This is a genomic window from Pseudomonas sp. GD03875, assembly GCF_029840585.1.
Lineage (GTDB): Bacteria > Pseudomonadota > Gammaproteobacteria > Pseudomonadales > Pseudomonadaceae > Aquipseudomonas > Aquipseudomonas paralcaligenes.
This window is the reverse complement of the sequence record NZ_JAOCCV010000001.1, coordinates 187,759-213,482: the sequence shown is the minus strand read 5'-3', so window position 1 is coordinate 213,482 and position 25,724 is coordinate 187,759. Positions and strand designations below refer to the sequence as shown.

The 25,724-nt window shown below is 65.4% G+C and carries 23 protein-coding genes and 1 tRNA gene; 17 read left to right on the top strand and 7 right to left on the bottom strand.

The window, feature by feature from the left end; all coding sequences use genetic code 11:
* The first annotated feature begins 42 nt into the window (after positions 1–42).
* Both N5D30_RS01000 and N5D30_RS00995 read left to right on the top strand, forming a co-directional pair.
* Positions 43–567, top strand: coding sequence for a hypothetical protein (locus N5D30_RS01000; RefSeq protein WP_279907269.1), 525 nt, complete (start codon positions 43–45; stop codon positions 565–567).
* Complete coding sequence (locus tag N5D30_RS00995) at positions 554–925, top strand: DUF2195 family protein (protein ID WP_279907268.1); 372 nt, start codon at positions 554–556, stop codon at positions 923–925. The genes N5D30_RS01000 and N5D30_RS00995 overlap by 14 nt, the downstream gene beginning before the upstream one ends.
* 70 nt (positions 926–995) lie before the next feature.
* On the opposite strand, the gene N5D30_RS00990 is transcribed toward N5D30_RS00995, so the two are convergent.
* The 3 genes from N5D30_RS00990 to N5D30_RS00980 all read right to left on the bottom strand — a co-directional run bounded on the left by N5D30_RS00990 (position 996) and on the right by N5D30_RS00980 (position 2,879).
* Positions 996–1,775 carry an OmpA family protein gene (locus N5D30_RS00990; RefSeq protein ID WP_220813643.1) on the bottom strand — a complete coding sequence of 260 codons (780 nt, stop codon included), beginning with the start codon at positions 1,773–1,775 and terminating at the stop codon, positions 996–998.
* A 19-nt stretch (positions 1,776–1,794) separates the two neighbouring features.
* Entirely contained in the window at positions 1,795–2,175 is a 381-nt protein-coding gene (locus N5D30_RS00985; protein WP_220813642.1) for a DUF4398 domain-containing protein, read from the bottom strand.
* Positions 2,176–2,534: 359 nt separating this feature from the next.
* Complete coding sequence (locus tag N5D30_RS00980; protein ID WP_279907267.1) at positions 2,535–2,879, bottom strand: pilin assembly protein; 345 nt, start codon at positions 2,877–2,879, stop codon at positions 2,535–2,537.
* A gap of 184 nt (positions 2,880–3,063) precedes the next feature.
* Between N5D30_RS00980 and ppc the strand changes: the two genes are divergently transcribed.
* From ppc to N5D30_RS00945, 7 genes are all read left to right on the top strand, one after another.
* Positions 3,064–5,700: a phosphoenolpyruvate carboxylase gene (gene ppc / locus N5D30_RS00975; protein ID WP_279907266.1), complete on the top strand. Its 2,637-nt coding sequence runs from the start codon at positions 3,064–3,066 to the stop codon at positions 5,698–5,700.
* 159 nt (positions 5,701–5,859) lie between these two features.
* Positions 5,860–6,507, top strand: a complete 648-nt coding sequence (gene adk / locus N5D30_RS00970) for an adenylate kinase (protein ID WP_279907265.1) — start codon at positions 5,860–5,862, stop codon at positions 6,505–6,507.
* A gap of 175 nt (positions 6,508–6,682) precedes the next feature.
* Complete coding sequence (gene tsaB / locus N5D30_RS00965; protein WP_279907264.1) at positions 6,683–7,366, top strand: tRNA (adenosine(37)-N6)-threonylcarbamoyltransferase complex dimerization subunit type 1 TsaB; 684 nt, start codon at positions 6,683–6,685, stop codon at positions 7,364–7,366.
* 90 nt (positions 7,367–7,456) lie between these two features.
* Positions 7,457–7,801, top strand: a complete 345-nt coding sequence (locus N5D30_RS00960) for a hypothetical protein (protein ID WP_279907263.1) — start codon at positions 7,457–7,459, stop codon at positions 7,799–7,801.
* A gap of 40 nt (positions 7,802–7,841) precedes the next feature.
* A complete protein-coding gene (locus N5D30_RS00955) occupies positions 7,842–8,744 on the top strand; it encodes a DUF72 domain-containing protein (RefSeq protein ID WP_279907262.1) in 903 nt (300 codons plus the stop codon).
* Between the two features lie 60 nt (positions 8,745–8,804).
* Complete coding sequence (locus N5D30_RS00950) at positions 8,805–9,629, top strand: isocitrate lyase/phosphoenolpyruvate mutase family protein (RefSeq protein ID WP_279907261.1); 825 nt, start codon at positions 8,805–8,807, stop codon at positions 9,627–9,629.
* Between the two features lie 7 nt (positions 9,630–9,636).
* Entirely contained in the window at positions 9,637–10,326 is a 690-nt protein-coding gene (locus tag N5D30_RS00945) for an extensin family protein (RefSeq protein WP_279907260.1), read from the top strand.
* On the opposite strand, the gene N5D30_RS00940 is transcribed toward N5D30_RS00945, so the two are convergent.
* A complete protein-coding gene (locus tag N5D30_RS00940; protein WP_279907259.1) occupies positions 10,323–10,847 on the bottom strand; it encodes a hypothetical protein in 525 nt (174 codons plus the stop codon). The two genes, N5D30_RS00945 and N5D30_RS00940, sit on opposite strands and share 4 nt — an antisense overlap.
* Before the next feature lie 71 nt (positions 10,848–10,918).
* Here N5D30_RS00940 and N5D30_RS00935 point away from each other — a divergent pair, with 71 nt between their 5' ends.
* Positions 10,919–11,698: a class I SAM-dependent methyltransferase gene (locus tag N5D30_RS00935; protein ID WP_279907258.1), complete on the top strand. Its 780-nt coding sequence runs from the start codon at positions 10,919–10,921 to the stop codon at positions 11,696–11,698.
* Positions 11,699–11,704: 6 nt separating this feature from the next.
* Here N5D30_RS00935 and N5D30_RS00930 read toward each other — a convergent pair whose 3' ends face one another.
* Positions 11,705–12,343 (bottom strand): TetR/AcrR family transcriptional regulator, encoded by a 639-nt coding sequence (locus N5D30_RS00930; RefSeq protein ID WP_220813632.1) that lies wholly within the window; start codon positions 12,341–12,343, stop codon positions 11,705–11,707.
* 94 nt (positions 12,344–12,437) lie between these two features.
* On the opposite strand from N5D30_RS00930, the gene N5D30_RS00925 reads away from it, so the two are divergent.
* From N5D30_RS00925 to putA, 3 genes are all read left to right on the top strand, one after another.
* Complete coding sequence (locus tag N5D30_RS00925; protein ID WP_279907257.1) at positions 12,438–13,541, top strand: efflux RND transporter periplasmic adaptor subunit; 1,104 nt, start codon at positions 12,438–12,440, stop codon at positions 13,539–13,541.
* A gap of 3 nt (positions 13,542–13,544) precedes the next feature.
* A complete protein-coding gene (locus N5D30_RS00920) occupies positions 13,545–16,616 on the top strand; it encodes an efflux RND transporter permease subunit (RefSeq protein WP_279905584.1) in 3,072 nt (1,023 codons plus the stop codon).
* Positions 16,617–17,034: 418 nt separating this feature from the next.
* Positions 17,035–20,970, top strand: coding sequence for a trifunctional transcriptional regulator/proline dehydrogenase/L-glutamate gamma-semialdehyde dehydrogenase (gene putA / locus N5D30_RS00915; RefSeq protein WP_279907256.1), 3,936 nt, complete (start codon positions 17,035–17,037; stop codon positions 20,968–20,970).
* A 294-nt stretch (positions 20,971–21,264) separates the two neighbouring features.
* Here putA and N5D30_RS00910 read toward each other — a convergent pair whose 3' ends face one another.
* Positions 21,265–21,942, bottom strand: a complete 678-nt coding sequence (locus N5D30_RS00910) for a DUF4197 domain-containing protein (RefSeq protein WP_279907255.1) — start codon at positions 21,940–21,942, stop codon at positions 21,265–21,267.
* A 183-nt stretch (positions 21,943–22,125) separates the two neighbouring features.
* Here N5D30_RS00910 and N5D30_RS00905 point away from each other — a divergent pair, with 183 nt between their 5' ends.
* The 4 genes from N5D30_RS00905 to N5D30_RS00890 all read left to right on the top strand — a co-directional run bounded on the left by N5D30_RS00905 (position 22,126) and on the right by N5D30_RS00890 (position 24,836).
* A complete protein-coding gene (locus N5D30_RS00905; protein WP_279907254.1) occupies positions 22,126–22,425 on the top strand; it encodes a hypothetical protein in 300 nt (99 codons plus the stop codon).
* Positions 22,426–22,459: 34 nt separating this feature from the next.
* The gene (locus N5D30_RS00900) at positions 22,460–22,972 is read left to right on the top strand and encodes a hypothetical protein (RefSeq protein WP_279907253.1); all 513 of its coding nucleotides are present in this window, start codon (positions 22,460–22,462) and stop codon (positions 22,970–22,972) included.
* Positions 22,973–23,343: 371 nt separating this feature from the next.
* The gene (locus tag N5D30_RS00895; RefSeq protein WP_279907252.1) at positions 23,344–23,610 is read left to right on the top strand and encodes a hypothetical protein; all 267 of its coding nucleotides are present in this window, start codon (positions 23,344–23,346) and stop codon (positions 23,608–23,610) included.
* A gap of 932 nt (positions 23,611–24,542) precedes the next feature.
* Entirely contained in the window at positions 24,543–24,836 is a 294-nt protein-coding gene (locus tag N5D30_RS00890; RefSeq protein WP_279907251.1) for a hypothetical protein, read from the top strand.
* Between the two features lie 417 nt (positions 24,837–25,253).
* On the opposite strand, the gene N5D30_RS00885 is transcribed toward N5D30_RS00890, so the two are convergent.
* Positions 25,254–25,343, bottom strand: a tRNA-Ser gene (locus N5D30_RS00885).
* Positions 25,344–25,724 lie beyond the last annotated feature (381 nt).

The following is a 25,724-nucleotide window of genomic DNA, read 5'->3' as shown; positions in this document are numbered from 1 at the left end:
TAGTCTGCGTTCGGTATCTCAAGAGCAGACAGGGAGTTGGCGATGAATATCGATCTGGAATTCGATGGGCAGGAAGTGAGGTGGGGCGGGGTCGGCCGGTTCAAGGCCAGCACGGCCCTGCCGGGCTTCCAGAGACCGGAGTTTCAGTGTGTGCCGGACAAGGGGCCGGTGCCCGAGGGACTGTACAAGGTCTTTATCCGCGACATGGGCGATGCGCGGGACGACGGCAAGAATCGGTGCAATCTGTCTCCTGCATGGGGTATGCAGCGAATCCCGCGAGGCGGTGCGGCGGGGGATTGCGAGCCCTTCTGGGCGAACTGGGGAAACAACCGGGCCAGGATGGAGCCAGCGGATCCTCAGACCCGCCAGGCATGTGCCATCAGGCGCGGTGGCTTCTATATGCATGACTCGACCAAGGGCTACAGCCACGGCTGCATCGAAGTCGATCCTGGGTTTTTCACGGTGTTGAAGTCGAGCAGCCTTGCCAGAACACGTGGGCACCTGATCATCAAGGTCAAATACGTGGCAGGTCGCGAGACTAATGGAGGTACCTATGTTGCGAACTAGGCTGCTGGTTTGTCTGTGCCTGCTGAGCCCGCTGGCCTGCTCGGCTGAAGATATACGCCTGGATAATGAACTGGCCGACTGCGCGGCGGTGAGGCTTGCACCCCTGGCCGTCCAGGGCAATTTGGCCACGGTCGAGGGCGATGTCGAGCTGAGCAAGCCGATAGGCGACTGCGCCTGCTTCTCGGCGCTCGCTCGCTACACCAGCAGCGTGGAGGTCGAGGGTGTCGAACAGGTCCTGCAGCAAGGCCTCGTCAACCTGAAAACCGGGGGGAAGAAGACCCTGGTGCTCGCCAGCGATCCGGCGCTGATCCAGGGGGAAACCACCATCCTGACTCTTTCCTGCGCACCGCCGCTGTAGGCGCGGGTTCTCCAGAAACGAAAAATCCGATGCCGGCAGCCCGGCATCGGATTTTTTACGGCTCCGCGTCTTACAGACGGGCGCGCGGCGCCACCGGACCCTGGCCGTGGGCGATGGTGACTTCCACCCGGCGATTCAGCGTGCGCGAGTCGGGGGTGTCGTTGCTCGCCACCGGATAGTCCTGGCCGAAGCCGTGGGTGGTGATGCGGCGCGGGTCGACGCCCATGGCCACCAGGGCGCTGCGCACCGAGTCGGCACGGGCCTGGGACAGGCGCAGGTTGTGGTCGCGGGTGCCGGTGCTGTCGGTGAAGCCTTCCACCATCACCTGGCGGTCCGGGTTCTGCAGCAGGTAGTTGCCCAGTTCCTGCACGTTGCGCATGCCGGCGCTGGTGAGCTGCGCACGGTCGATCTCGAACAGCACGTCGCCCAGGGTCACCACCGAGCCGCGCTCGGTCTGCTTGGCCTGCAGGTGCTTGAGCAGGATATCGACCTGCTGGTTGCGGGCATCCAGTTGGGCCTGGGTGCGCTGGGCCGGCGCGGACTTGAGCGCTTCCTCGGCGTTCTTCTGCAGGATGGTTTCCTTGGCCACGTCGACACGGCGGCTGGCCTGGTAGGCCAGGTGGTCCACCTGCACGGTCTTCTGGCCGGCATCGTAGGCCTGGTTGGCGCGGTTGAGCATTTCCTGGGCCTCGCGCGTTTCCACGCCGGCCAGGCTCAGCGCCTGCGGATTGGCCTGCAGCTCGGCGTATTCGGCGCGGGCCTTTTCCAGGTTGGGGTTCGGGTCGTGGGCACAGCCTGCCAGGAACAGGGCCAGCGCGGAGAGGGTCAGCAGATTGGTCGTACGGTTCATGAGTGTCGGTCCTCCATGGTCACTGCACGATGATCGGGGTGCGCGAGCCTTCCTCGCGGATCTGCCGAACACCCTGCTGGGCGTCCTCCAGGCTCCGCTGGGCCTTGCTGGCCAGGGCGCGACGCTCGGCGACGCGGGCGTCCGCCTCGGCCTGCTCGATCAGTCGGCGAGCCTGCTCGTACTCCTGATCCTGGATCAGCAGCTGGGCCTGGCTCATCTTGTCCTGCGCGGCCTTCATGTCGGCGGGCGCGTATTCGGGGCCACCGGCCACCTCGGCGCTGCGGATGACCGCGTTGGCGGAGGCGAGCTGCTCGGTGGGTGGGTTGCCGGCACAGCCGGCCAGAACCAGCCCGCTACCGAGGGTCAGTGTGAGAAGAAGCGTTCTCGGGCTCTTTTTCATGGTTCAAGCTCCATGCAGTCCATTGAAGTTGCCTACCGGATGCGGCTTGATCGGCGAAGAAGCCTGCCAATCGCCCGGTCTAGTGGTGTGACTTCCTTCTCAAAACGAATGTTCAAGGTTTTTTCCCGGCTATGTCCCCGTTGGTTGTTGCACACCTTGTGGGAGCGGCTTCAGCCGCGAATTTCGCGGCCAATCGGAATGCCGCCCAGCCGCCCCTACAAGGCAGGATTGCTCCACCAACACGTATTTTTCCCGGTCACGAGAGATGCTCGGTGCAGAACGCCGGATACGGAGGCAGGAGGGACGAAGAGGGGAAGGTTGCGGTGTCGCACGGCCCGCAAGGCCCGCGACACCTGCGCTCAGTGCTGGGTGTTGTCGTTGCGTTCAGTCATCTGCTGCAGGTACTTGCGGGCCAGGGCGAGGAAGCGTGGCGTAGGGCCGATGTCCTCGTACAACGGGTCGCCTTGCTCGTCGGTGGAGACCACCTTGTTGCCCTTCACGTAGGGCAGGCTGGCTTCCAGTTCCTCCAGGGCCGCGCCGATCAGTTCGGCGAGCAGCTCCTCGGCGCTGCGCTTGGGATACATCTCGGCCAGCGCCGCCAGGCGCGCCGCGGATTCCAGGTCGAGGTGGATGTGGTACTGGCTCTGGGTCAGGCGACCCTTGGCGTTCTGCTCCCAATGGCGGGTGAGTTCACGGATCTTCATAAGCACCTCTGATGGGCGGATTGCGTCCGCAGGCCGCATGCGGCTCGGACACGGGCGCTCCCGACGCCCGTAGGGTTCAGACTAGCTCGCCAGCGTTCCGGTAGCGGCCGTTCGTCGTGTGCTTGTAAGAATGGGTCGCTCTGTGCAAGCTGGACGCCTCTATCCCGAGGCGGAGAGAAGGTCCATGGCGGAGATCGATGCGCGTCTGCGCGAAGAGGTTCACCTGCTCGGCGAGCTGCTCGGCGACACCATCCGCAACCAGTTGGGCGAGGCGTTCCTCGACAAGGTCGAGCTGATCCGCCAGGGCTCCAAGGCCGGGCGCAAAGGCTCGTTGGCCGGCGAGCAGCAGTTGCGCGAGACCCTGGACGGGCTCAGTGACGACGAGTTGCTGCCGGTGGCGCGGGCCTTCAACCAGTTCCTCAACCTGGCCAACATCGCCGAGCAGTATCACCGCATCCGCCGCCATCACGCCGATGAGGTGCAACCGTTCGACGACCGGGCGCTGGCGGAGCTGCTGCAGCGCCTAGTGGCCGCCGGGCACAAGCCCGACGCGCTGGCCCGCCAGCTGGGCCGCCTGGACATCGAGCTGGTGCTCACCGCGCATCCCACCGAGGTGGCGCGGCGCACCCTGATCCAGAAGTACGACGCCATCGCGGCGCAACTCGCCGCCCTCGATCACGTGGACCTGCTGCCGGCCGAGCGCGACCAGGCGCAACTCCAGCTGCGCCGGCTGATCGCCGAGGCCTGGCACACCGAGGAAATCCGCCGCAGCCGGCCGAGCCCGGTGGACGAGGCCAAGTGGGGCTTCGCGGTGATCGAACATTCCCTGTGGCAGGCCCTGCCCAGCTTCCTGCGCAAGGCCGACCAGGCCCTGCGGGACGCCTGTGGCCTGCGCCTGCCGCTGGGCGCCGCGCCGGTGCGCTTCGCTTCCTGGATGGGCGGCGACCGCGACGGCAACCCCAACGTCACCGCCGAGGTCAGCCGCAAGGTGCTGCTGCTGGCGCGCTGGATGGCGGCCGATCTCTACCTGCGCGATATCGACCGGCTGGCCGCCGAGCTGTCCATGCAGCAGGCCAGCGACGAGCTGCGCCTGCGCGTCGGTGTGCATCCCGAGCCCTATCGCGCCGTGCTCAAGCAACTGCGCGAGCGCCTGCGCGCCACCCGCGCCTGGGCCGAGGCGGCGCTGGACGAGGAGGTCGCGCCCGGCCCCGAGGTGCTCCAGGACAACCGCGAGCTGCTGGAGCCGCTCGAACTCTGCTACCACTCGCTGCATGCCTGCGGCATGGGCGTGATCGCCGAAGGTGAACTGCTCGATTGCCTGCGCCGTGCCGCCTGCTTCGGCCTGTTCCTGGTGCGCCTGGACATCCGCCAGGACGCCGCTCGCCACGCCGCGGCCATGGCCGAGATCACCGATTACCTGGGGCTGGGCAACTACGCCGAGTGGGACGAGGACCAGCGCCTCGAATTCCTCCTGCGTGAGCTGGACAGCCGCCGCCCGCTGCTGCCTCCGCAGCACCAGCCTTCGGCCGAGACCGCCGAGGTCCTGGCCACCTGCCGGGTCATCGCCGCCGCGCCGGCGGCTTCGCTGGGCACCTACGTCATCTCCATGGCCGGCGCGCCGTCGGACGTGCTGGCGGTGCAGCTGCTGCTCAAGGAGGCTGGGCTGCGGCGGCCGATGCGGGTGGCGCCGCTGTTCGAGACCCTGGCCGACCTGGACAACGCCGGCCCGGCCATCGATCGCCTGCTCGGCCTGCATGGCTACCGTGCCCGCCTGCACGCGCCGCGGGAAGTGATGATCGGCTACTCCGACTCGGCCAAGGACGCTGGCACCACGGCCGCCGCCTGGGCCCAGTACCGGGCGCAGGAGTCGCTGGTCGAGATCTGCCGCCGGCACCAGGTGGAACTGCTGCTGTTCCACGGCCGGGGCGGCACGGTGGGCCGTGGTGGTGGCCCGGCCCACGCGGCCATCCTGTCGCAGCCGCCAGGCTCGGTGAGCGGGCGCTTCCGCACCACCGAGCAGGGCGAGATGATCCGCTTCAAGTTCGGCCTACCGCGACTGGCGGAGCAGAACCTCAACCTCTACCTGGCCGCCGTGCTGGAGGCGACCCTGTTGCCGCCGCCCGCGCCGGAGCCGGCCTGGCGCTCGGCCATGGACCGCCTGGCCGCCGACGGCGTCGCCGCCTACCGCGCCGTGGTGCGCGAGCATCCGCAGTTCGTCGAGTATTTCCGCCAGGCCACGCCGGAACAGGAGCTAGGCCGCCTGCCGCTCGGCAGCCGCCCGGCCAAGCGCCGCGCCGGCGGGGTGGAGAGCCTGCGCGCCATTCCGTGGATCTTCGCCTGGACTCAGACGCGGCTGATGCTGCCGGCCTGGCTGGGTTGGGAAACCGCGCTGGCCAAGGCTCTCGAAGGCGGCGGCAAGGGGCTGCTGGAGGACATGCGCGAGCGCTGGCCGTTCTTCCGCACCCGCATCGACATGCTGGAGATGGTGCTGGCCAAGACCGACCCGGCGATCGCGTCGTTGTATGACGAACGCCTGGTCGAATCCGGATTGCGACCGCTGGGTGCGCATTTGCGCGACCTATTGTCGCAGTGCCGTTCCATGGTGCTGGGCCTGACCCATCAGTCGGAGCTGCTCACCCACAGTCCGGAGACCCGCGAGGCGATCACCGTGCGCAACATCTACCTGGACCCGCTTCACCTGCTGCAGGCGGAGCTCCTGGCCCGCTGCAGGCAGCGCGAAAGCCCTCTGGACAGCCCTCTGGAGCAGGCGTTGCTGGTCAGCGTGGCGGGGATCGCGGCGGGGCTGCGCAACACCGGCTGAGGCCCCGTCGACTCCGACTTTCGGTGGCTTGTGCGCCACCGAAGCGCTGTGTATTGTGGCCCTCCTTTTGGCCGCTCAGTGACGCCGAAACCCAATATTGAGATTGGCCCCACGAGGCGAATCCGACGACTTTCCTGTCTTTTCTTGAGGAGCACTTCGATGCGCGTGATTCTGCTGGGGGCGCCCGGTGCCGGCAAAGGTACCCAGGCTGGTTTCATCACCAAGAAGTTCGGTATTCCGCAGATCTCCACCGGCGACATGCTGCGTGCCGCGGTCAAGGCTGGCACCGAGCTGGGTCTGCAGGCCAAGAGCGTGATGGATGCCGGCGGTCTGGTCTCCGACGACCTGATCATCAACCTGGTCAAGGAGCGCATCGCCCAGCCGGACTGCGCCAACGGCTTCCTGTTCGACGGCTTCCCGCGCACCATTCCCCAGGCCGAGGCCATGAAGGACGCGGGCGTGACCATCGACAACGTCATCGAGATCGCCGTCGACGACGAAGAGATCGTCCAGCGCATTGCCGGTCGCCGCGTGCACGAGGCCAGCGGCCGCGTGTATCACGTGGTCTACAACCCGCCGAAGGTCGAGGGCAAGGACGACGAGACCGGCGACGAGCTGGTCCAGCGCAAGGACGACACCGAGGAGACCGTGCGTCATCGCCTGTCCGTCTACCATTCCCAGACCAAGCCGCTGGTGGACTTCTACCAGAAGCTGGCCGCCGCCGAAGGCACCCCGAAGTACAGCGCCATCGCCGGCGTCGGCTCGGTGGAAGAAATCACCGCCAAGGTGTTTTCGGCCCTCAGCTGATCGGCTGACCGCTCCGTCCAACGGCCCGCCCATGCGGGCCGTTGTGCTTTCTACCGGGTGCATGTGGGAGCGGCCTTGGCCGCGAAGCCCTTGTGCCAAGATCACCGCGGCCAATCGGAACCCCGCCCAGCCTCGGGTATAATCGCCGCCTTTTTCTGCCCGACCGGATGCCCCGATGACCACCCTGCTGGCCCTGGATACCGCCACCGAAGCCTGCTCCGTCGCCCTGCTGCACGATGGCAAGACGCTCAGCCACTACGAGGTGATCCCGCGCCTGCACGCCCAGCGCCTGCTGCCCATGGTGCAGGACCTGCTGGACGAGGCGGGGGTGGCGCTGTCCGCGGTGGATGCCATCGCCTTCGGCCGCGGGCCCGGCGCCTTCACCGGGGTGCGCATCGCCATCGGCGTGGTACAGGGCCTGGCCTTTGCCCTGGACCGGCCGGTGCTGCCGGTCTCCAACCTGGCCGTGCTGGCCCAGCGCGCCCTGCGCGAGCACGATGCCCGGCAGGTGGCTGCGGCCATCGACGCGCGCATGGACGAGGTGTACTGGGGCTGCTACGTCGCCGAGCAGGGCGAGATGCGCCTGCAGGGCGTCGAAGCCGTGCTGGCGCCGGAGATGGCGGAGCTACCCCGTGGCGCCACCGGCGACTGGTTCGCCGCCGGCACCGGCTGGGGCACTTACGGCGCGCGCATCGGGCTGACGCCCAGCGGCCGCGACGACGCCATGCTGCCCCATGCCCTGGACCTGCTGACCCTGGCGACCTTCGCCTGGGCGCGTGGCGAGGCGCTGCCGGCCGATGAGGCGCAGCCGGTCTACCTGCGAGACAATGTGGCCACGCCCAAGGCGCCCAAGCCCTAGACTTCGCCTTCCGTCCGCTGACGGGCCGGGCAAATTGCCATTTTTTTCTGGCGCCGCTAAATTGCCATCCACGTATCCCGAGCAGTAATCATGCGTATCGACGGCTTCTCATCCTCCTATCCGCTGGATCGCAGCGCCCGCCCGGGCAGCTCGGTCACGCCTTTGCGCGAGGCACAGCGCGAGGTCGAGCAGCGCCAGGAACAGCCGGTTTCGCCATCCTCTACCCAGGGTTACGAACAGCTCGCCCAGCCGCGGCGCGTGCAGGCCAGCAACGCCAGCAGCGACAGCCTGCCAGCGCGGTTCCAGGAAAGCCTCTCCCAGCAGCGCGGTTTCAGCGCCAAGGCCAACCAGGCCTTGGCTGCCTACGGCAACACCGCCGGCTACACCGAAGAGCGCGACGCCAGCGAAGTCCTCGGCCTCGACCTGTACGCCTGAGCCTCAGGCGGCGGTCGGATATGCACTCCCTGGATAGCCGATGACCCTCCGAGATTCCTCGTCCGACGCCTCCGGCGCGGCCTCCATGCCGTACTTCCTCGGCTGTCCTTCCTGGAACGAGCCGGCCTGGCGCGGCAGTTTCTATCCCGCCGGCCTGCGCCCTGCCGACACCCTGAGCCACTACGCCGCCACCTTCAACACGGTGGAGGGCAACACGACCTTCTATGCCCGCCCCGCGCCGGCGACCGTGCAGCGCTGGGCCGAGCAGATGCCCGCCGGCTTCCGCTTCTGCGCCAAGCTGCCGCGCGATATCAGCCACGAGGGTGACTTGCGCGACCACTTTGGCGCCACGCTCGACTTCCTCCGTTTGCTGCAGCCGCTTGGCGAGCGGGTGGCGCCGCTGTGGCTGCAGCTGCCGGCCAGCTTCGGGCCGACCCGGCTGGGCGAGCTGCTGGCCTGGCTCGACGAGTTCTCCAGCCGTGCCATCGCCGTCGAGGTGCGCCATCCGGCCTTCTTCGCCAAGGGCGACGAGGAGCGCCTGCTCAACCGCTGCCTGCAGGAGCGGGGCGTGGAGCGCATCTGCCTGGATTCGCGGGCCCTGTTCGCCTGCACCTCGCGCGATCCGGCGGTACTCCACGCCCAGTCAAGGAAACCGCGCCTGCCGCTGCGCCCCGCGGCTTTCAGCGGTAGCCCGCAGGTGCGCTTCATCGGCGGTCCGGATCTGGACGCCAACCAGCTATTTCTCGAACCCTGGCTGGACAAGGTCGCGGCCTGGATCGAGCAGGGCCTGGCGCCCCATGTCTTCCTGCACACGCCGGACAACCACCTGGCCGCCGCCCAGGCGCTACGCTTCCACGACTGCCTGGCACAGCGCCTGCCGGGGTTGCCGGCGCTGGCCCCGGCGCAGGTTGAACCGGAGGTCGAGCAGCTCGGTCTGCTCTGACAGGGGCCGCTCTTCCGGGCGGCCGGTCCATTTCCTTCACTCGGCGCAAGGAGCAGCAACATGAGTACGCAGCGAGAGCGTGGCGAAGCCTTCCGTGACCTGCACCTGGGCGAGGGGCTGCTGGTCCTGCCCAATCCGTGGGATGCCGGCTCGGCGAAGATGCTCGCCCGGCTCGGTTTCCAGGCGCTGGCCACCACCAGCGCAGGGCTGGCGTTCTCCCTGGGACGGCGCGATGCCGAGGGTGCGGTGAGCCGCGACGAGTGCCTGGCCAACGCGTGCGCGATCGTCGAGGCCACGCCGCTGCCGGTGGCGGCCGATTTGGAGAACGGCTACGGCGACGCGCCGGAGGACTGCGCCGCGACCATCCGCCTGGCCGCCGAGGCGGGGCTGGTGGGCGGCTCCATCGAGGACGCCAGTGGCCGCGCCGACATGCCCATCTATCCCCTGGAGCTGGCCGTGGAGCGCATCCACGCCGCGGTGGAGGCGGCCCGGTCGCTGGACTTCCCCTTCACCCTGGCGGCCCGCGCGGAGAACTTCCTGCATGGCCGCGCCGACTTGGACGACACTATTCGCCGCCTGGTGGCCTATGCTGAAGCCGGCGCCGACGTGCTCTACGCGCCCGGGCTGCGCAGCCGCGACGAGATCAAGGCGGTGGTCCAGGCGGTGGCGCCCCGGCCGGTCAACGTGCTGGTCGGCTCGCCGAACCTGCGCCTGTCCCTGGCCGAACTGGCGGACCTGGGCGTGAAGCGGGTCAGCGTGGGTTCGAACCTGGCGCGGGTGGCCTACGGCGAGTTCTTCCTCGCCGCCGGCGAGCTGGCCCGTGGCAGCCTGGCGGCGATGGGCGAGGCCATGCCGTTCGACGAGATCAACGGCCTGTTTGGCTGACGGCGGCATGTGGCGCGCCTTCTGGCTGCTCCTGCTGTCGGCCCTGATCGGCGTACCGCTTGCCGTGTACCAGGGCTGGCTGCAGGTGCCGCCGGATTGGAATCCCTGGGCGCCGCTGGATGTCCGGCGGCCGCCCAACCTGTTTACTGGCTACAAGCTGATGCGACTGCAGCAGGCGCCCGAGCTGTGCCGGCTGGCGCTGGACAGCAGCGTGCTGCGCTATACGGCCGTGGCGGACAGCGAGCCCGCCGCCGGCTGCGCCGTGGAAAACGCCGTGCGCGTGCAGGGCGCCGGGGTGCAGTTCAGCTCCGGCTTCCTGGCCAGCTGCAAATTGGCGGTGGCCTACGCGCTGTTCGAGGAACATGGCCTGCAGCCGGCGGCGCGCGAGGTGTTTGGCCAGCCGGTGGCGCGGGTCGAGCACCTGGGCAGCTTCGCCTGCCGCAACATCGGCACCAGCCAGCGGCGCAGCCAGCACGCCACGGCCAATGCGCTGGACATCGCCGGGTTCCGCCTGAAGGACGGCAGGCGCATCAGCGTGGTGCGGGACTGGGGCGGCGAGGGCAAGGAGGCGCTGTTCCTGCGCCGGGTTCGCGACGCCGCCTGCGACAGCTTCAACGTCACGCTGGGACCGGACTACAACGCCGCCCACCGTGATCACTTCCATCTGGACATGGGGCTGTTCCGCATGTGTCGCTAGCGGTTCGCCGGAAGCAGTTCCTGGCCGGTCGTTACGAGCAGGGCGATGCCGCCATAGGCGCCGAGGGCGTGGCGGGTGTCCCGAGGTGCCGCCGTGGCGACGATCTGGCTGCGGCTGCCGGCGTTTTCCAGCCGGGACAGGCGCCACTGGCGAATCAGGTCGTCCTCGTCCGCCGTGCTGTCGTTAGGTGAGACGGACGTTGTGGCGAAGGTATCGCCGGCCAGCCCCAGCGTCAGTGGGTCGAGCATGGGGCCGCGGCGATATTCACTGACGCCGAGCTGCCATTCGCGCTGCTGCAGCGTCTGGCGGAAGCCTGCGAGCCAGGCATCGATGGCCGCGTGGTCGGACCCCAGCCGTTCGGTGGCGATGACTTCGGGGGTGTCCTCCGCTGGCGTGGTGTCTTTCGGCAGCAGGGAATCGAGCAGGCGCTGGTAGTCGAAGGCTTCGCGCAGGCCGGCTTCCCACTGGCGTTCCAGCAGGAAGTGGCGTTGGGCGGGCAGGGCGACGAGCTTCGAGGACATCGGTGCGGTCTGGCAGAATAGGCGGCTATTCCCCTTATCGGCCGCGCGCCGGTTCCTTTGAGCGATTTTCCATGAGCGACCAACCCGCCGTCACCCGCATCCGTGTCGAGGCTCTGCAGCCCGCGTTCGCCGAAGCTGCCAGCCGCTGGGCCGAGCGCCTCGGCCTGCCGCTGGAGGGCGAGGCGGAGTTCGCCGTGCAGCTGGGTGAGGAGGGGCTGCAACTGGTCGAGCTGGGGCCGCAGGCGCCGGGGCCGGTGCGGGTGGATTTCGTCGAGGGGGCGGTGGCCCACCGGCGCCTGTTCGGCGGTGGCAGCGGGCAGATGATCGCCAAGGCGGTGGGTGTGCAGCCTGGCGTGCGTCCTCATGTGCTGGACGCCACCGCCGGGCTTGGGCGCGACGCCTTCGTGCTGGCCAGCCTGGGTTGCGAGATGGACCTGATCGAACGCCAGCCGATCATCGCCGCGCTGCTTGAAGACGGCCTGGGGCGCGCCCGGGACGATGCCGAGGTGGCTCCCATCGCCGCGCGCATGCGCCTGCACCGGGGCAACGCCATCGAGCTGCTGCGCGGCTGGCAGGGCGAGCCGCCCCAGGTCGTCTATCTCGACCCGATGTTCCCGCACCGGGACAAGAGCGCGCTGGTGAAGAAGGAAATGCGCCTGTTCCGCCCGCTGGTGGGCGACGATCTGGACGCGCCGGTGCTGCTGGAGGCCGCCCTGGCCCTGGCCAGCCACCGGGTGGTGGTCAAACGCCCGCGCAAGGCGCCGATCATCGAAGGGGCCAAGCCGAGCTATGCGCTGGAAGGCAAGTCCAGCCGCTACGACATCTACCCGAAGAAGGCGCTCAAGCCCTAACCGTAATCAGCGGCGATAGGCGCGCAGGAAGATCTCGACCACTTCCCGCACGTGGGCCTCGGTCTGCGTGTCGTCCGGCGCCTGGCCGACACCCATCAGCACGCGGAAGTGGATGCCGCCCTTGATCATGCAGAAGAAGTGCTCGGCGGCGTGGACGGGGTTGTCCACCTGCAGCTGGCCGCTGGCGTCGGCCTGCTCGAGCAGGTGGCGCATGGCGTCGATCACCCGCTGCGGGCCCACATCGAAGAACAGCTGCGACAGCTGCGGGTTCTGCGTGGCGAGCGAGATCATCAGGCGGTGCAGGGCCAGCGACTCGTCGCTGTTGATCAGCTTGCTGAAGCCCCGGCCGATGGCGCGCAGGGCGTCCTCGACGGAGCCACCCGGGCGCAGCTCGAAGATCAGCGGCGGCAGCTGTTCCTCGCACTTCGACTCCACCGCGCAGGCGAACAGGTTCTCCTTGTCGGTGAAGTGGCTGTACACGGTGAGCTTGGACACGCCGGCCCTGGCGGCGATGGCATCCATGCTGCTGCCGTCGTAGCCGTTCTCGATGAACAGGTGCTTGGCGGCCTCCAGGATGGCCTGGCGCTTGGCGGGGTCCTTGGGGCGTCCGGGCCCGCTGGAAGGCTGCAATGATTTGTCGGACATCAGGCTCTTTTAATACTGGACTGGTGAGTTCGCTATTTTTACTATACCGGCCAGTATAAGTATTCCAAGCTACTTTTGCGAAAGGTCGCCCGCCATGCTTCGCCATGCCCTGTCTCTCGCTGTACCGCTTTCCCTGATCTCCCTGCTCGCCGCCTGCGGCAATGGCGAAACCGTCGAGGCGCCAGTGCGTCCGGCGATGGTGGAGCATCCGTTGCCGGCGGCCAGCGCGGTGGATACCTATCCCGGCGAGGTGCGGGCGCGCTTCGAGCCCGAGCTGGCGTTCCGCATCGGCGGCAAGATCGCCAAGCGCCTGGTGGACGCCGGCGACCGGGTACGCAAGGACCAGCCACTGGCCGAGCTCGACCCGCAGGACGTCCGGCTGCAGCTGGAGGCCGCGCGGGCCCAGGTCAGCGCCGCCGAGGCCAACCTCAAACTGGTCCGTTCCGAGCGCGATCGCTACAAGAAGTTGCTCGCCCGCCAACTGATCAGCCAATCGCAGTACGACAACGTCGAGAACCAGTACCGGGCCGGTGAGGCCCGTCTGAAGCAGATTCGCGCCGAGTTCGACGTGGCCAGCAACCAGGCCGGCTACTCCGTGCTGCGTGCCTCCCAGAGCGGCCTGATCGCCCGTCGGCTGGGCGAGGTGGGGCAAGTGGTGGCCGCCGGGCAGACTGTCTTCACCCTGGCTGCCGACGGTGAGCGCGAGGTGCTGATCAGCGTGCCCGAGCATGCCCTGGAGCGCTTCCGCATCGGCCAAGACGTCAGCATCGAGTTGTGGTCGCAGCCGGGCAAGCAGTTCCCTGGCCGCATCCGCGAGCTGTCCCAGGCCGCCGACGCGCAATCGCGCACCTTCGCCGCCCGCGTGGCGTTCAACGATGCGGCGGTCAAGGCCGAGGTGGGGCAGAGCGCCCGCGTGGAGATCAGGGCCGACGGCGACGTGCCGCTGTCCGTGCCGATGTCCGCCCTCAGCGCCGAGAAGGACCAGCCGTTCGTCTGGGTGGTCGACCCCAACGAATCCAAGGTGGTGCGCACGCCGGTCCGGGTGGGTTCCTACGGGCAGGAGCGCGTGTCGATCCTGGAAGGCCTGAAGCCCGGCGACTGGGTGGTCTCGGCCGGCGTGCACGTGCTGCTCGACGGCCAGAAGGTACGGCCGGTGGACCGCGACAACCGTATGGTCGCACTGGCGGGCAAGGAGTAAGCCATGTCCTTCAACCTGTCCGAATGGGCGCTGCGCAACCGCAGCGTCGTGCGTTACTTTATGCTGGTGCTGGCGGTGATCGGCGCGCTGTCCTACACCAAGCTGGGCCAGAGCGAGGACCCGCCCTTCACCTTCAAGGCCATGGTGATCCGGGTCGACTGGCCGGGCGCCACCGCCGAGGAGGTTTCCCGGCAGATCACCGAGCGCATCGAGAAGAAGGTGATGGAGACCGGTGAGTACGAGTTCGTGAACTCCTATTCGCGGCCCGGCGAGTCGGTGGTCACCTTCATGGCCCGCGACTCCATGCATTCCAAGGATATTCCCGAGCTCTGGTACCAGATCCGCAAGAAGGTCAGCGACATTCGCCACACCCTGCCGCCGGGCATCCGCGGCCCGTTCTTCAACGACGAGTTCGGCACCACCTTCGGCAATATCTACGCGCTGACCGGAGAGGGCTTCGACTATGCCGTGATGAAGGACTACGCCGACCGCCTGCAGCTGCAGTTGCAGCGGGTCAAGGACGTGGGCAAGGTCGAGCTGATCGGCCTGCAGGACGAGAAGATCTGGATCGAGCTGTCCAACGTCAAGCTGGCCACCCTGGGCCTGCCGCTGGCCGCCGTACAGCAGGCGCTGGACGAGCAGAACGCGATCAGTTACTCCGGTTTCTTCGAGGCACCGACCGACCGCGTGCCGCTGCGTGTGTCCGGCCGCTTCGAGACCGTGGAGCAGATCCGCGACTTCCCCATTCGCGTCGGCGACAGGACCTTCCGCATCGGTGACGTGGCCGAGGTGCATCGCGGCTTCAACGATCCGCCCGCGCCGCGCATGCGCTTCATGGGTCGCGACGCCATCGGCATCGCCGTGTCGATGAAGCAGGGCGGCGACATCCTCGCCCTGGGCGAGACCCTGCAGCGCGAGTTCGCCCGCATGCAGGAGACGCTGCCCGTGGGCATGGAGCTGCACAAGGTGTCCGACCAGCCTGCGGCGGTGAAGACCGGCGTGGGCGAGTTCGTGCGCGTGCTGGCCGAGGCGCTGATCATCGTGCTGCTGGTCAGCTTCTTCTCCCTCGGCATCCGCACCGGCCTGGTGGTGGCGCTGTCCATCCCGCTGGTGCTGGCCATGACCTTCGCGGCGATGTACTACCTGAACATCGGCCTGCACAAGATTTCCCTGGGCGCGCTGGTGCTGGCGCTGGGCCTGCTGGTGGATGACGCGATCATCGCGGTGGAGATGATGGCGATCAAGATGGAGCAGGGCTACGACCGGATCAGGGCGGCCAGCTTCGCCTGGACCAGCACGGCCTTCCCGATGCTCACCGGCACCCTGATCACCGCGGCCGGCTTCCTGCCCATCGCCACCGCCCAGTCCGGCACCGGCGAGTACACCCGCTCGATCTTCCAGGTGGTGACCATCGCGCTGGTGGTGTCGTGGATCGCGGCCGTGGTCTTCGTGCCCTACCTGGGCGACCGGCTGCTGCCGGACCTGGCCAAGCTGCACGCGAAGAAGCATGGCGGCAATCCGGATGGCCACGATCCGTACTCCACCACCTTCTACCAGACCGTGCGCGAAGTGGTGGAGTGGTGCGTGCGCCGGCGCAAGACGGTGATCCTGGTGACCGTGGCGCTGTTCGTTGCCTCCATCGTGCTGTTCCGTTTCGTGCCGCAGCAGTTCTTCCCGGCCTCGGGCCGCCTGGAGTTGATGGTCGACATCAAGCTCACCGAGGGCTCGTCGCTCAAGGCCACCGAGGAACAGGTCAAGCGCCTGGAGGCCAGGCTCAAGGACCACCCCGGCATCGACAACTACGTGGCCTACGTTGGCACCGGTTCGCCGCGTTTCTACCTGCCGCTGGACCAGCAGCTGCCGGCCACGCGCTTCGCCCAGTTCGTGATCCTGGCCAAGAGCATCGAGGACCGCGAGAAGGTGCGCGGCTGGCTGATCGACGTGATGAACGAGGACTTCCCCTTCGCTCGTACCCGCGTCTCGCGCCTGGAGAACGGCCCGCCGGTCGGCTTCCCGATCCAGCTGCGGGTCAGCGGCGAGCACATCGAGGAAGTACGCGACATCGCCCGCCAGGTGGCGGCCAAGGTACGGGAGAACCCCAAGGTCTCGAACGTGCACCTGAACTGGGAGGAGCCGAGCAAGGTGATCTACCTGGACATCGATCAGGATCGCGCCCGCGCCCTGGGCGTGACCAGCGCCGACCTGTCCCGTTTCCTGGAGAGTTCGCTGACCGGCTCCAGCGTCAGCCTGTTCCGCGAGGACAACGAGCTGATCGAGATCCTCCTGCGCGGCACCGTGCGCGAGCGCCAGTCGCTGGAGCAGCTGCCGAGCCTGGCCGTGCCGACCAGCAACGGCAAGAGCGTGGCGCTGTCGCAGATCGCCACCCTGGAGTATGGCTTCGAGGAGGGCGTGATCTGGCGTCGCGGCCGCCTGCCGACCGTCACCGTTTATGGCGACATCTATGGCCACGAGCAGCCGGCCAGCCTGACCAAGGAAATCCTGCCGACCCTCGAATCCATCCGCGCCGAACTGCCCAGCGGCTACCTGCTGGAAGTGGGCGGCACGGTCGAGGACTCCTCGCGTGGACAGAAGTCGGTGAACGCCGGCATCCCCCTGTTCATCCTGGTGGTGCTGACCCTGCTGATGCTGCAGCTCAAGAGCATGTCGCGGGCGGCCATGGTGTTCCTCACCGCGCCGCTGGGCCTGATCGGGGTGACCCTGTTCCTGCTGGTGTTCCAGCAGCCGTTCGGCTTTGTCGCCATGCTCGGCACCATCGCCCTGTCCGGGATGATCATGCGCAACTCGGTGATCCTGGTGGACCAGATCGAGCAGGACATCGCTGCCGGGCACGACCGCTGGCACGCCATCATCGAGGCCACGGTGCGGCGCTTCCGGCCCATCGTGCTGACTGCCCTGGCGGCGGTGCTGGCGATGATCCCGCTGTCGCGCAGCGTGTTCTTCGGACCGATGGCTGTGGCCATCATGGGTGGCCTGATCGTCGCCACGGCATTGACCCTGCTGTTCCTGCCGGCGCTGTACGCGGCCTGGTTCAGGGTCAAGGAGGTGCAGCGCTAGGCGCTGCGAATGGAAGAAGCCCGGCTTGGGCTGTGATGCTGTTCACTGAAGGCTATGGTCCTTGAGGCCGTTGCGTGCCGCTTCTGTGGGAGCGGCCTTGGCCGCGAAGCTTTGTTGTCGGTCCTGTTCGCGGACAAGTCCGCTCCCACGGGGCTGAGCTCACAACAGCTGATCGCGTCCGACCATGTGGACAGCATCACGGCCCGCGCCGGGCTTTTTCGTTGCACCACGGTCATCGGTTCGGGAGGCAGGTCGGCGAGGTGGGGCTAAGGTTGTCTGTAGCGCAGTGCAAGCGTCAGGTTGCACTGGTTGTGCCTCTCGCTATAGACGAAGGTTGCACCAGGTTGCACCTTTGTCCTCTGGAGGTTTAATCTTCGGCGCACGCGCGTCAACGCGCCCCACTCAGACAGGAAAACCGATGGCCACCACCACCCTCGGCGTGAAACTCGACGACGCCACTCGCGAACGCCTCAAGCAGGCCGCCCAGCAACTCGACCGCACTCCGCACTGGCTGATCAAGCAGGCGATCTTCAACTACCTAGAGCAGGTCGAGGGTGGCCTGACGCCCGCCGAGCATTCCGGCCTGGCGGCGGCCGCGGGCGAAGAAGCGGTGGAGTCGCTGACCGAGCAGGGCCTGCAGGTGTTCCTCGATTTCGCCGAGAGCATCCTGCCCCAGTCGGTGCTGCGCGCCGCCATCACCGGCGCCTACCGCCGGCCGGAAACCGACGCGCTGCCGGTGCTGCTGGAGCAGGCGCGCCTGCCCAGGGAGCAGGCCGAGGCCACCCAGAAGATGGCGCTGGGCATCGCCGAGAAGCTGCGCAACCAGAAGAACACCGGTGGCCGCCAGGGCCTGGTGCAGGGCCTGCTGCAGGAGTTCTCCCTGTCCTCCCAGGAAGGCGTGGCGCTGATGTGCCTGGCCGAGGCGCTGCTGCGCATCCCGGACAAGGCCACCCGCGACGCCCTGATCCGCGACAAGATCGCCAACGGCAACTGGAGCCAGCACCTGGGCCAGAGCCCGTCGATGTTCGTCAACGCCGCTTCCTGGGGTCTGCTGATCACCGGCAAGCTGGTGTCCACCCACAACGAGGCCGGCCTGTCGTCCTCGCTCAATCGCCTGATCGGCAAGAGCGGCGAGCCGGTGATCCGCAAGGGCGTGGACATGGCCATGCGCCTGATGGGCGAGCAGTTCGTTACCGGCGAAACCATCGGCGAGGCCCTGGCCAACGCCGCCACCATGGAGAGCAAGGGCTTCCGCTATTCCTACGACATGCTCGGCGAGGCCGCGCTGACCGAGGAGGATGCCAAGCGCTACCTGGCTTCCTACGAGCAGGCCATCCACGCCATCGGCAAGGCCTCCCACGGCCGCGGCATCTACGAGGGGCCTGGCATCTCGATCAAGCTGTCCGCCCTGCACCCGCGCTACAGCCGCGCCCAGTACGATCGGGTGATGGACGAGCTGTACCCGATCCTGCTGGACCTGACCAAACTGGCCAAGCAGTACGACATCGGCCTCAACATCGACGCCGAGGAAGCCGACCGCCTGGAAATCTCCCTCGACCTGCTCGAACGCCTGTGCTTCGCGCCAGAACTGGCCGGCTGGAACGGCATCGGCTTCGTCATCCAGGCCTACCAGAAGCGCTGCCCGTACGTGATCGACTACGTCATCGACCTGGCCAAGCGCAGCCGCCACCGCCTGATGATCCGCCTGGTCAAGGGCGCCTACTGGGACAGCGAGATCAAGCGCGCCCAGGTCGACGGCCTGGAAGGCTACCCGGTGTACACCCGCAAGCCGTACACTGACATCTCCTACATCGCCTGCGCGCGCAAGCTGCTGGCGGTGCCGGAGGCCATCTACCCGCAGTTCGCCACCCACAACGCCCACTCGCTGTCGGCCATCTACCAGATCGCCGGGCAGAACTACTACCCGGGCCAGTACGAGTTCCAGTGCCTGCACGGCATGGGCGAGCCGCTGTACGAACAGGTGGTGGGCAAGGTCGCCGACGGCAAGTTCAACCGTCCGTGCCGCATCTACGCGCCTGTCGGCAGCCACGAGACGCTGCTGGCCTACCTGGTCCGCCGCCTGCTGGAGAACGGCGCCAACACCAGCTTCGTCAACCGCATCGCCGACCAGAGCATTTCCCTGAAGGAGCTGGTGCTGGACCCGGTCGAGCAGGTCGAGCGCATGGCCTCCCAGGAAGGCGCCCTGGGCCTGCCGCACCCGCGCATCCCGCTGCCGCGTGACCTGTACGGCGAGGCGCGCCTGAACTCCGAAGGCATCGACCTGGCCAACGAGCACCGCCTGGGCTCGCTGTCCTCGGCGCTGCTGTCGTCCACCAACACCGCCTACGTCGCCGCGCCGATCCTCGGTTGCGACACGCCGAACCCCGGCCCGGCCGAGCCGGTACGCAACCCGGCCGATCACCGTGACCTGGTCGGCCACGTGCACGAAGCCAGCGAGGCCGACGTGAAGAGCGCGATCCTCTGTGCCCAGGCCAGCGGCCAGATCTGGCAGTCGACCCTGCCCGCCGAGCGCGCCGCCGTGCTGGAGCGCGCCGCCGATCGCATGGAAGGTGAGATCCAGCAGCTCATGGGGCTGCTGGTGCGCGAATCCGGCAAGACCTTCGCCAACGCCATCGCCGAAGTGCGTGAGGCGGTGGACTTCCTCCGCTACTACGCCGCCCAGGCGCGCGGCTTCGGCAACGACAGCCACCGTCCGCTGGGCCCGGTGGTGTGCATCAGCCCGTGGAACTTCCCGCTGGCGATCTTCAGCGGTCAGGTGGCCGCGGCGCTGGCCGCCGGCAACACCGTGCTGGCCAAGCCGGCCGAGCAGACCCCGCTGATCGCCGCCCAAGCCGTGCGCATCCTGCTGGAGGCCGGCGTGCCCGGCGGTGCCGTGCAGCTGCTGCCGGGTCGCGGCGAGACGGTCGGTGCCCGTCTGGTGGGCGACGAGCGCGTGCGCGGCGTGATGTTCACCGGCTCCACTGAGGTGGCCGGCATCCTCGCGCGCAACATCGCCGGCCGCCTGGACGCCCAGGGCCGCACCATCCCCCTGATCGCCGAGACCGGTGGCCTCAACGCCATGATCGTCGACTCCTCGGCGTTGGCCGAGCAGGTAGTGATCGATGTGGTCAGTTCCGCCTTCGACAGCGCCGGCCAGCGCTGCTCCGCGCTGCGCGTGCTGTGCGTACAGGAGGACGTGGCCGACCGCGTGGTGGAAATGCTCAAGGGCGCCATGGCCGAGTACCGCATCGGCTCGCCGGAGCGGCTGTGCACCGATATCGGTCCGGTGATCGACGCCGAGGCCAAGGCCGGCATCGAGGCGCACATCGAGAAGATGCGCGAGAAGGGCCGCAAGGTGTTCCAGGCCGCCCGCGCCGATGGCGACGAGATCAAGCGCGGCACCTTCGTGCTGCCGACCCTGATCGAACTGGACAGCTTCGACGAGATGCAGCGCGAAATCTTCGGCCCGGTCCTGCACCTGGTGCGCTACCCGCGCGCCGAACTGGGCAACCTGCTGCAGCAGATCAACGACAGCGGCTACGGCCTGACTCTCGGCGTGCACACCCGCATCGACGAGACCATCGCCCAGGTGGTGGATACCGCCAAGGTCGGCAACCTCTACGTCAACCGCAACATCGTCGGCGCCGTGGTCGGCGTGCAGCCGTTCGGCGGCGAGGGCCTGTCCGGCACCGGTCCGAAAGCCGGTGGTCCACTGTACCTGTACCGCCTGCTGTCGACCCGCCCGCAGGACGCCGTGGCCCGCCAGCTCGATGGCGATCAGGTGCAGCGCGTCGCCGCGCCGGACGAACTGGACAAGGCACGTGCGGCGTTCGCCGAGTGGGCCGCCAAGCAGGAGCCGGCCGCTGCCGCGCTGTTCGAGCAGTACGCCCGGCTGTCGCAGAGCTATACCAGTCATGTGCTGAACGGCCCGACCGGCGAGCGCAACACCTACTCGCTGTTGCCGCGGGAGCGCGTGCTGTGCCTGGCCGAGGAGCGCGCCGACCTGCTGGCGCAACTGGCGGCCACCCTGGCGGTGGGCAGCCAGGCGCTGCTGCCGGAGAGCCAGCGTGAGCTGCTCGGCAAGCTGCCGAAGGAAGTGCAGAAGCACATCGCCACCGTGGCCGACTGGACCAGCCAGGACGCCGAGTTCGACGCCATCCTGCACCACGGCGACTCCGACCAGTTGCGCGAAGTCAGCCAGCAGGCTGCCCGGTGCCAGGGCGCCATCGTCAGCGTGCACGGCCTGAACAAGGGCGAAACCGACATTCCGCTGGAGCGCCTGCTGATCGAGCACGCCCTCAGCGTGAATACCGCGGCCGCAGGAGGCAACGCCAGCCTGATGACCATCGGCTGATCGCCGGCCGTACCTTCCGGGCAGCGATGCGAGGAGGGTGCGGCTGAAGGTTTCGCCGGATCGGTTATCGAGCCTGGCGATGCCGGCAACACCGGGCGTCGCTCATGACCCCGACCCAGGGGGCGGTGGTCGTTCACCGCGCACCGCGTGCCGTACACCCACCGTGGGGGTTATCCGCCCGGTACGACGCGTCATTCCTCCGAGCCGGCTTATGTCGGCACCCGGCAGGGCCACAAGCCCGGCCACAAAAAAGCCCGGCCTATCGCCGGGCTTTTGCTTTTCCGGTGAGGCGGCTTACAGGGCGCCGAACACCTTCTTCGCCAGGCCGGTGGCCGCGCCGGCCGGATTCTGGCGCAGGCTGGCCTCCTGCTCGGCGATCATCTTGAACAGGCCGTCCAGCGCCTGCTCCGTCACATAGTTCTCGACATTGGCGCTCTTCGCATCGACCACACCCAAGGCGGCGGCCTGGCCGGCGAAGCTGTTGTACTGCTGGGCGAGACCGACCTTGTCGGTGGCCTGCTTGACGATGGGCAGGAACTTGGCGCGGATCTGCTCGCGGCTGCTCTTGTCCAGGTAGCGTGTGGCCGAATCTTCGCCACCGGCCAGGATGCCCTTGGCATCGGTCAGGGTCATCTTCTTCACTGCATCCACCAGAATTGCCTGGGCCTCTGGCACGGCGGCCTCGGCCGCCTTGTTCATGCCGGCCTCCAGTTCCTCGACCTGAGCGCCCATGCCCATCTTCTTCATGGTCTTGGCGGCCTTGCCCAGCTTGCCCGGCAGCTCGATGCGCACCGCTTCGTTATTGCTGAAGCCGCCCGGCTTGCCGAGTTGCTGGACAGCGACCTGAGCGCCCTGGGTCAGGGCATCCTTGAGCCCGCCGCTGGCATCGCTCTGGGTCAGCTCGGAAAGGGAGAGGGCGAAGGCACCGGCGGACAGCAGAAGGCCGGCGGCGAAAGCGGAGAGACGGAGCATGAGGGCGTCCTGTTGAGAAGGGAGTGACACGAGCTTACCCCACTCGGAGACGCATGCAAGGCGGTTGCTCGGTTCTCGTTCCTCTACTTTATATGTGCTGCCTTAGGCATGGGACCGAGGCCTGTTCATGTTTGACCCCGCCCGGTTAACCTTCGACAGTTGCCGTAGGGTGGGAGCCCCTCGATGATATTTGCCGAAATGGACTATCCGGAAAGCTACAGCGATTTCCACAACGAGCTGAAAATGCACTTGTCTGGCTATTTCCAACGACTCGAATCCGGCCTGCAAGGCGACTCATGGTTCTGGATTCATGAGCAAGAGGGAAAAGTGGCCATCGATACGTTCACCTCGATGAAGCATCAGGTCAAAGCCCCATCATCTGGTCCACATGTGCAGAAAGTCATCCAGGTACTTCAGGCCAGATACAAGGTAAAGGTTTATGCCGAGCCCCTGCCAGAAGGGCATGAGGCCCACCAAGCATGAAGTATCAGGCATTGGAATAGAGGGAGACCACGCCATGTCACGAGAAGATATCGTCGTAGTCGCGATTCGCCTGTTTGCCATCTTCCTTGCGATAACGGCGCTCAGGTTCGCTGCGCAGGCTATTGGTGCGCCTTTTGACATTCCGATCAGCGATCTCATATGGGGCATAGCCCTTACGGCCGCCGTACCTCTCGTGGCAGCAGTGCTGCTCTGGTTCTTCCCCTCGTCCATCGCAACGAAGTTGTTACCTGTGATGGAGAGCCCAGGCACTCCCATATCCGCCAACGGCGCCACCGCGCTCGACGTCGGATGCACGCTGATCGGTCTCTGGCTGTTCGCCTCGGCTCTGGCAGATGCCGGCTACTGGACCATCATTCTGACGGCTGCCGCGCACAATGATTGGGCAGACGGGGCGCTTGCCACGGAAGATATCGCAAACATCATCGCTACCTTGGTCCAGATCCTTGTGGCGTTGTGGCTGCTGCTAGGTTACCGACAGATTCTCAAGGTACTTCATGGCCTCAGGTCCCATGGTGTTTCACGGTAGTGCAGGGGCTGCCCTCGCATGAGATATAGCGATTGAACCCTTTTCGGGGCTCCGCAATGTTACGCAAATCCCAGCTTTTCTGGCCTCATGGCCGAAGCGGAGCCGAATTTTGCCGCTATGTTCTGCTGTGGTTTCGGCATTTTTTCGACACAGCCTCTAGACAGTCTTCGCGCTGCTTTATAGCCTCAGTGGCTTGTTTTCCTTTGGGCTAACTTAGAGTCGCTTTTCGCTCTGCTGGTATCGCGCTTTATTTTCTAGATATGTGTGGATGACAGGCTCTTGACGTGTCATGTGGATATGTTGTCCGAAATTTAATGGGATTTTATACGGCAAGAATGTCGTCTGATAGCAGTCAGGTAAAGGAGTCAAACATGCCAAGTACTGTAAATACTCTAAAAGCATTGATAATATCGGCTGCAGTGGCCGCATTCCAAATTCTCTACTTTGCCTCGTCATCATTTCAAGAAATGCTTGTGCAAGAAGGTCGAGGCGTATCAAAGCTAGAAGCAATAATTGAAGCTTCAAGAACTATGGATATATGGCCGCGAATATTCGAGGGTTGGCTGCAAAGCTTTATTGTAGCCATCCTTGCTTGCATATTGCTTCTGCTGACCTTAAGTCATAAAAAGCAGAGCTAATAACGAATCTATATATTTCAGATCTAACAAGCGGTTCATGTCTCTCGCTTCGTTCACTCGGGGCCGAATAAAACCCTCCCCTTAACCAAGCTTTAGGTCTTATGATTTCGATCCGACAGCACGGCGATAACGAAGAGTTATTCGATATGGTTGCGTTCAAATGTGATATCGAAAAATTCTTCGCAGTCGAAGAATGGGAAATTCAAGTTGATTGGTGCCTTGGAGAAAGGGACCTGGAAATTGAAAATCTCAACCGAGCCAGTCCGTTTAAAAAAACCTAGAGTTCTGGCAGCTTTACGCTGGCATTCATCAAACGGTTGATGGTTGTTTTTCGGGGCTAATAAATGGGATTGAGTGCTATAGCCTACAAGTCGTAGACTCATCATTCTGGAATATCAGCAGGGTATGGAGTTTGAAAAATATATGGAACATATGTACGGCGCCTATGTGAAGCCAAGCGCCTAGCGGCACGCTTGACTATCGCTCACTCCATTCGTTGGGCGCCCAGAAGCTACGCTTTTTGACGTCCGTTAGTCTAATCTTCAGAGATTATTATTTTGGCATCGGATGTTCGTATAAAAAGTACAAAGGCTGCATTTTTCTATCAGATAAAAGCTATAAGCTTGGGGGTAGGCTGGTTTGGTTTTGTTTTGCCCCGGCAGCAGGTGCTATGTGTTTTGCGATGTATCCAATAATAAGCTTGTGGTGCTATCTGTGCATCGGCATAGTTGGGCAGCCCTTCACCATAAGTATGGTAGGCGCAGTTGGTGTAATGAGTGTCAACACAGCCATTGGTGTAGTCATTCCAATGCTGATTTGCATCCACCTGCTGAAGTCGCGGTGTTATGCCCTCTAACAATGCGCTCAAAGTGCCCACTTCGCTAGCAGGGGCGGGCTAAAGCTCGTCCCTTGATCAAATGTTAGGAGCTATAATGAGTCCTGAGCTAATCCTTAACCTGATAGCAGGAGTTGTTTTGCTGGCTGCAGCTATTTCTTTGAAGCGGCAGCGCGACCTCATTAATTCGATGGTTATTGCGGGTAGCGTAGTATTGATGGTTGCCGGCATGGGCATTTTAACTTATGCGCCAGTGCATCCATCGCTTGATGGTCAGTGGCCCCTATGGTTTAGGGTTGTTAGTGCTTTTGGCCCCGTAGGGCTTGTGCTGCTTGCAATCGCGGTATTGCGCTTAAGTGCATCAACTAAGCGCCGTGACGGCCCTAGCTAGTGGTTCAAAATTGTCCGCTCCACTAGCTTGGGCCGACTATGCTGGCTCTACCTGCGCTATGGCATAAAATCACTCTCGGCGCGACAGGCTGGCTTGTAGCGGTTGCACATGTTCTTGAAGGCTACTTTGGACTGATAGATTCACGATTGCGCCGATATCGTCCTTGTTTGCCCGGTGCTTTCCGTCTCGCAGCTGATTAGCACTTGCTCGGTCGATGATGAGTTTGTGCAGAGTTAAGGCTGTTGCCAGAGTATCAGTGCAGGCCGGTCGGGGCCGATCCAATGATGACGTTGAAGCTGAGTTCGCCGCTCGTCGCGCCAAGGTGCAGGGGCACGAATGAGCTTTCGACACCTTGCGTGCCGTAGATAGCAAAAGCCCCCGAAACTCTATGAATTTCAGGGGCTTAGGCTTTGGATATGGCGGGAAGATAGGGATTTGAACCCTAGGTGCCATTGCTGACACAACGGATTTCGAATCCGTCCCGTTCGACCACTCCGGCATCTTCCCAAAGCGGTGCGCATGATACCAGTTGAGTGGCTTTAGTCCAGCGATTTTTCTTGTCCGATCAGGCGCTTGCGATTGCCCATGAAAAAGGGAGCCGCAGCTCCCTTTTCTAAAGGCTATGTACCCGTTACGTGTTGGCGGCGCAATTTGCTCTTGTGGGAGCGGCAGGGCGGCATTCCGATTGGCCGCGAAATTCGCGGATAAATCCGCTCCCACAAGGCGTGCAACAACTAACGGGGACATAGCCATGAAATATGTACCCGTTAGATGCTGTAGTGCCCTGACACCCCTTCTGGATCCCCGCCTGCGCGGGGATGACGAGGTAGGAGTGGAATTGCTTCCGGAACCGTCATTCCCGCGCAGGCGGGAATCCAGGGGCAGGCA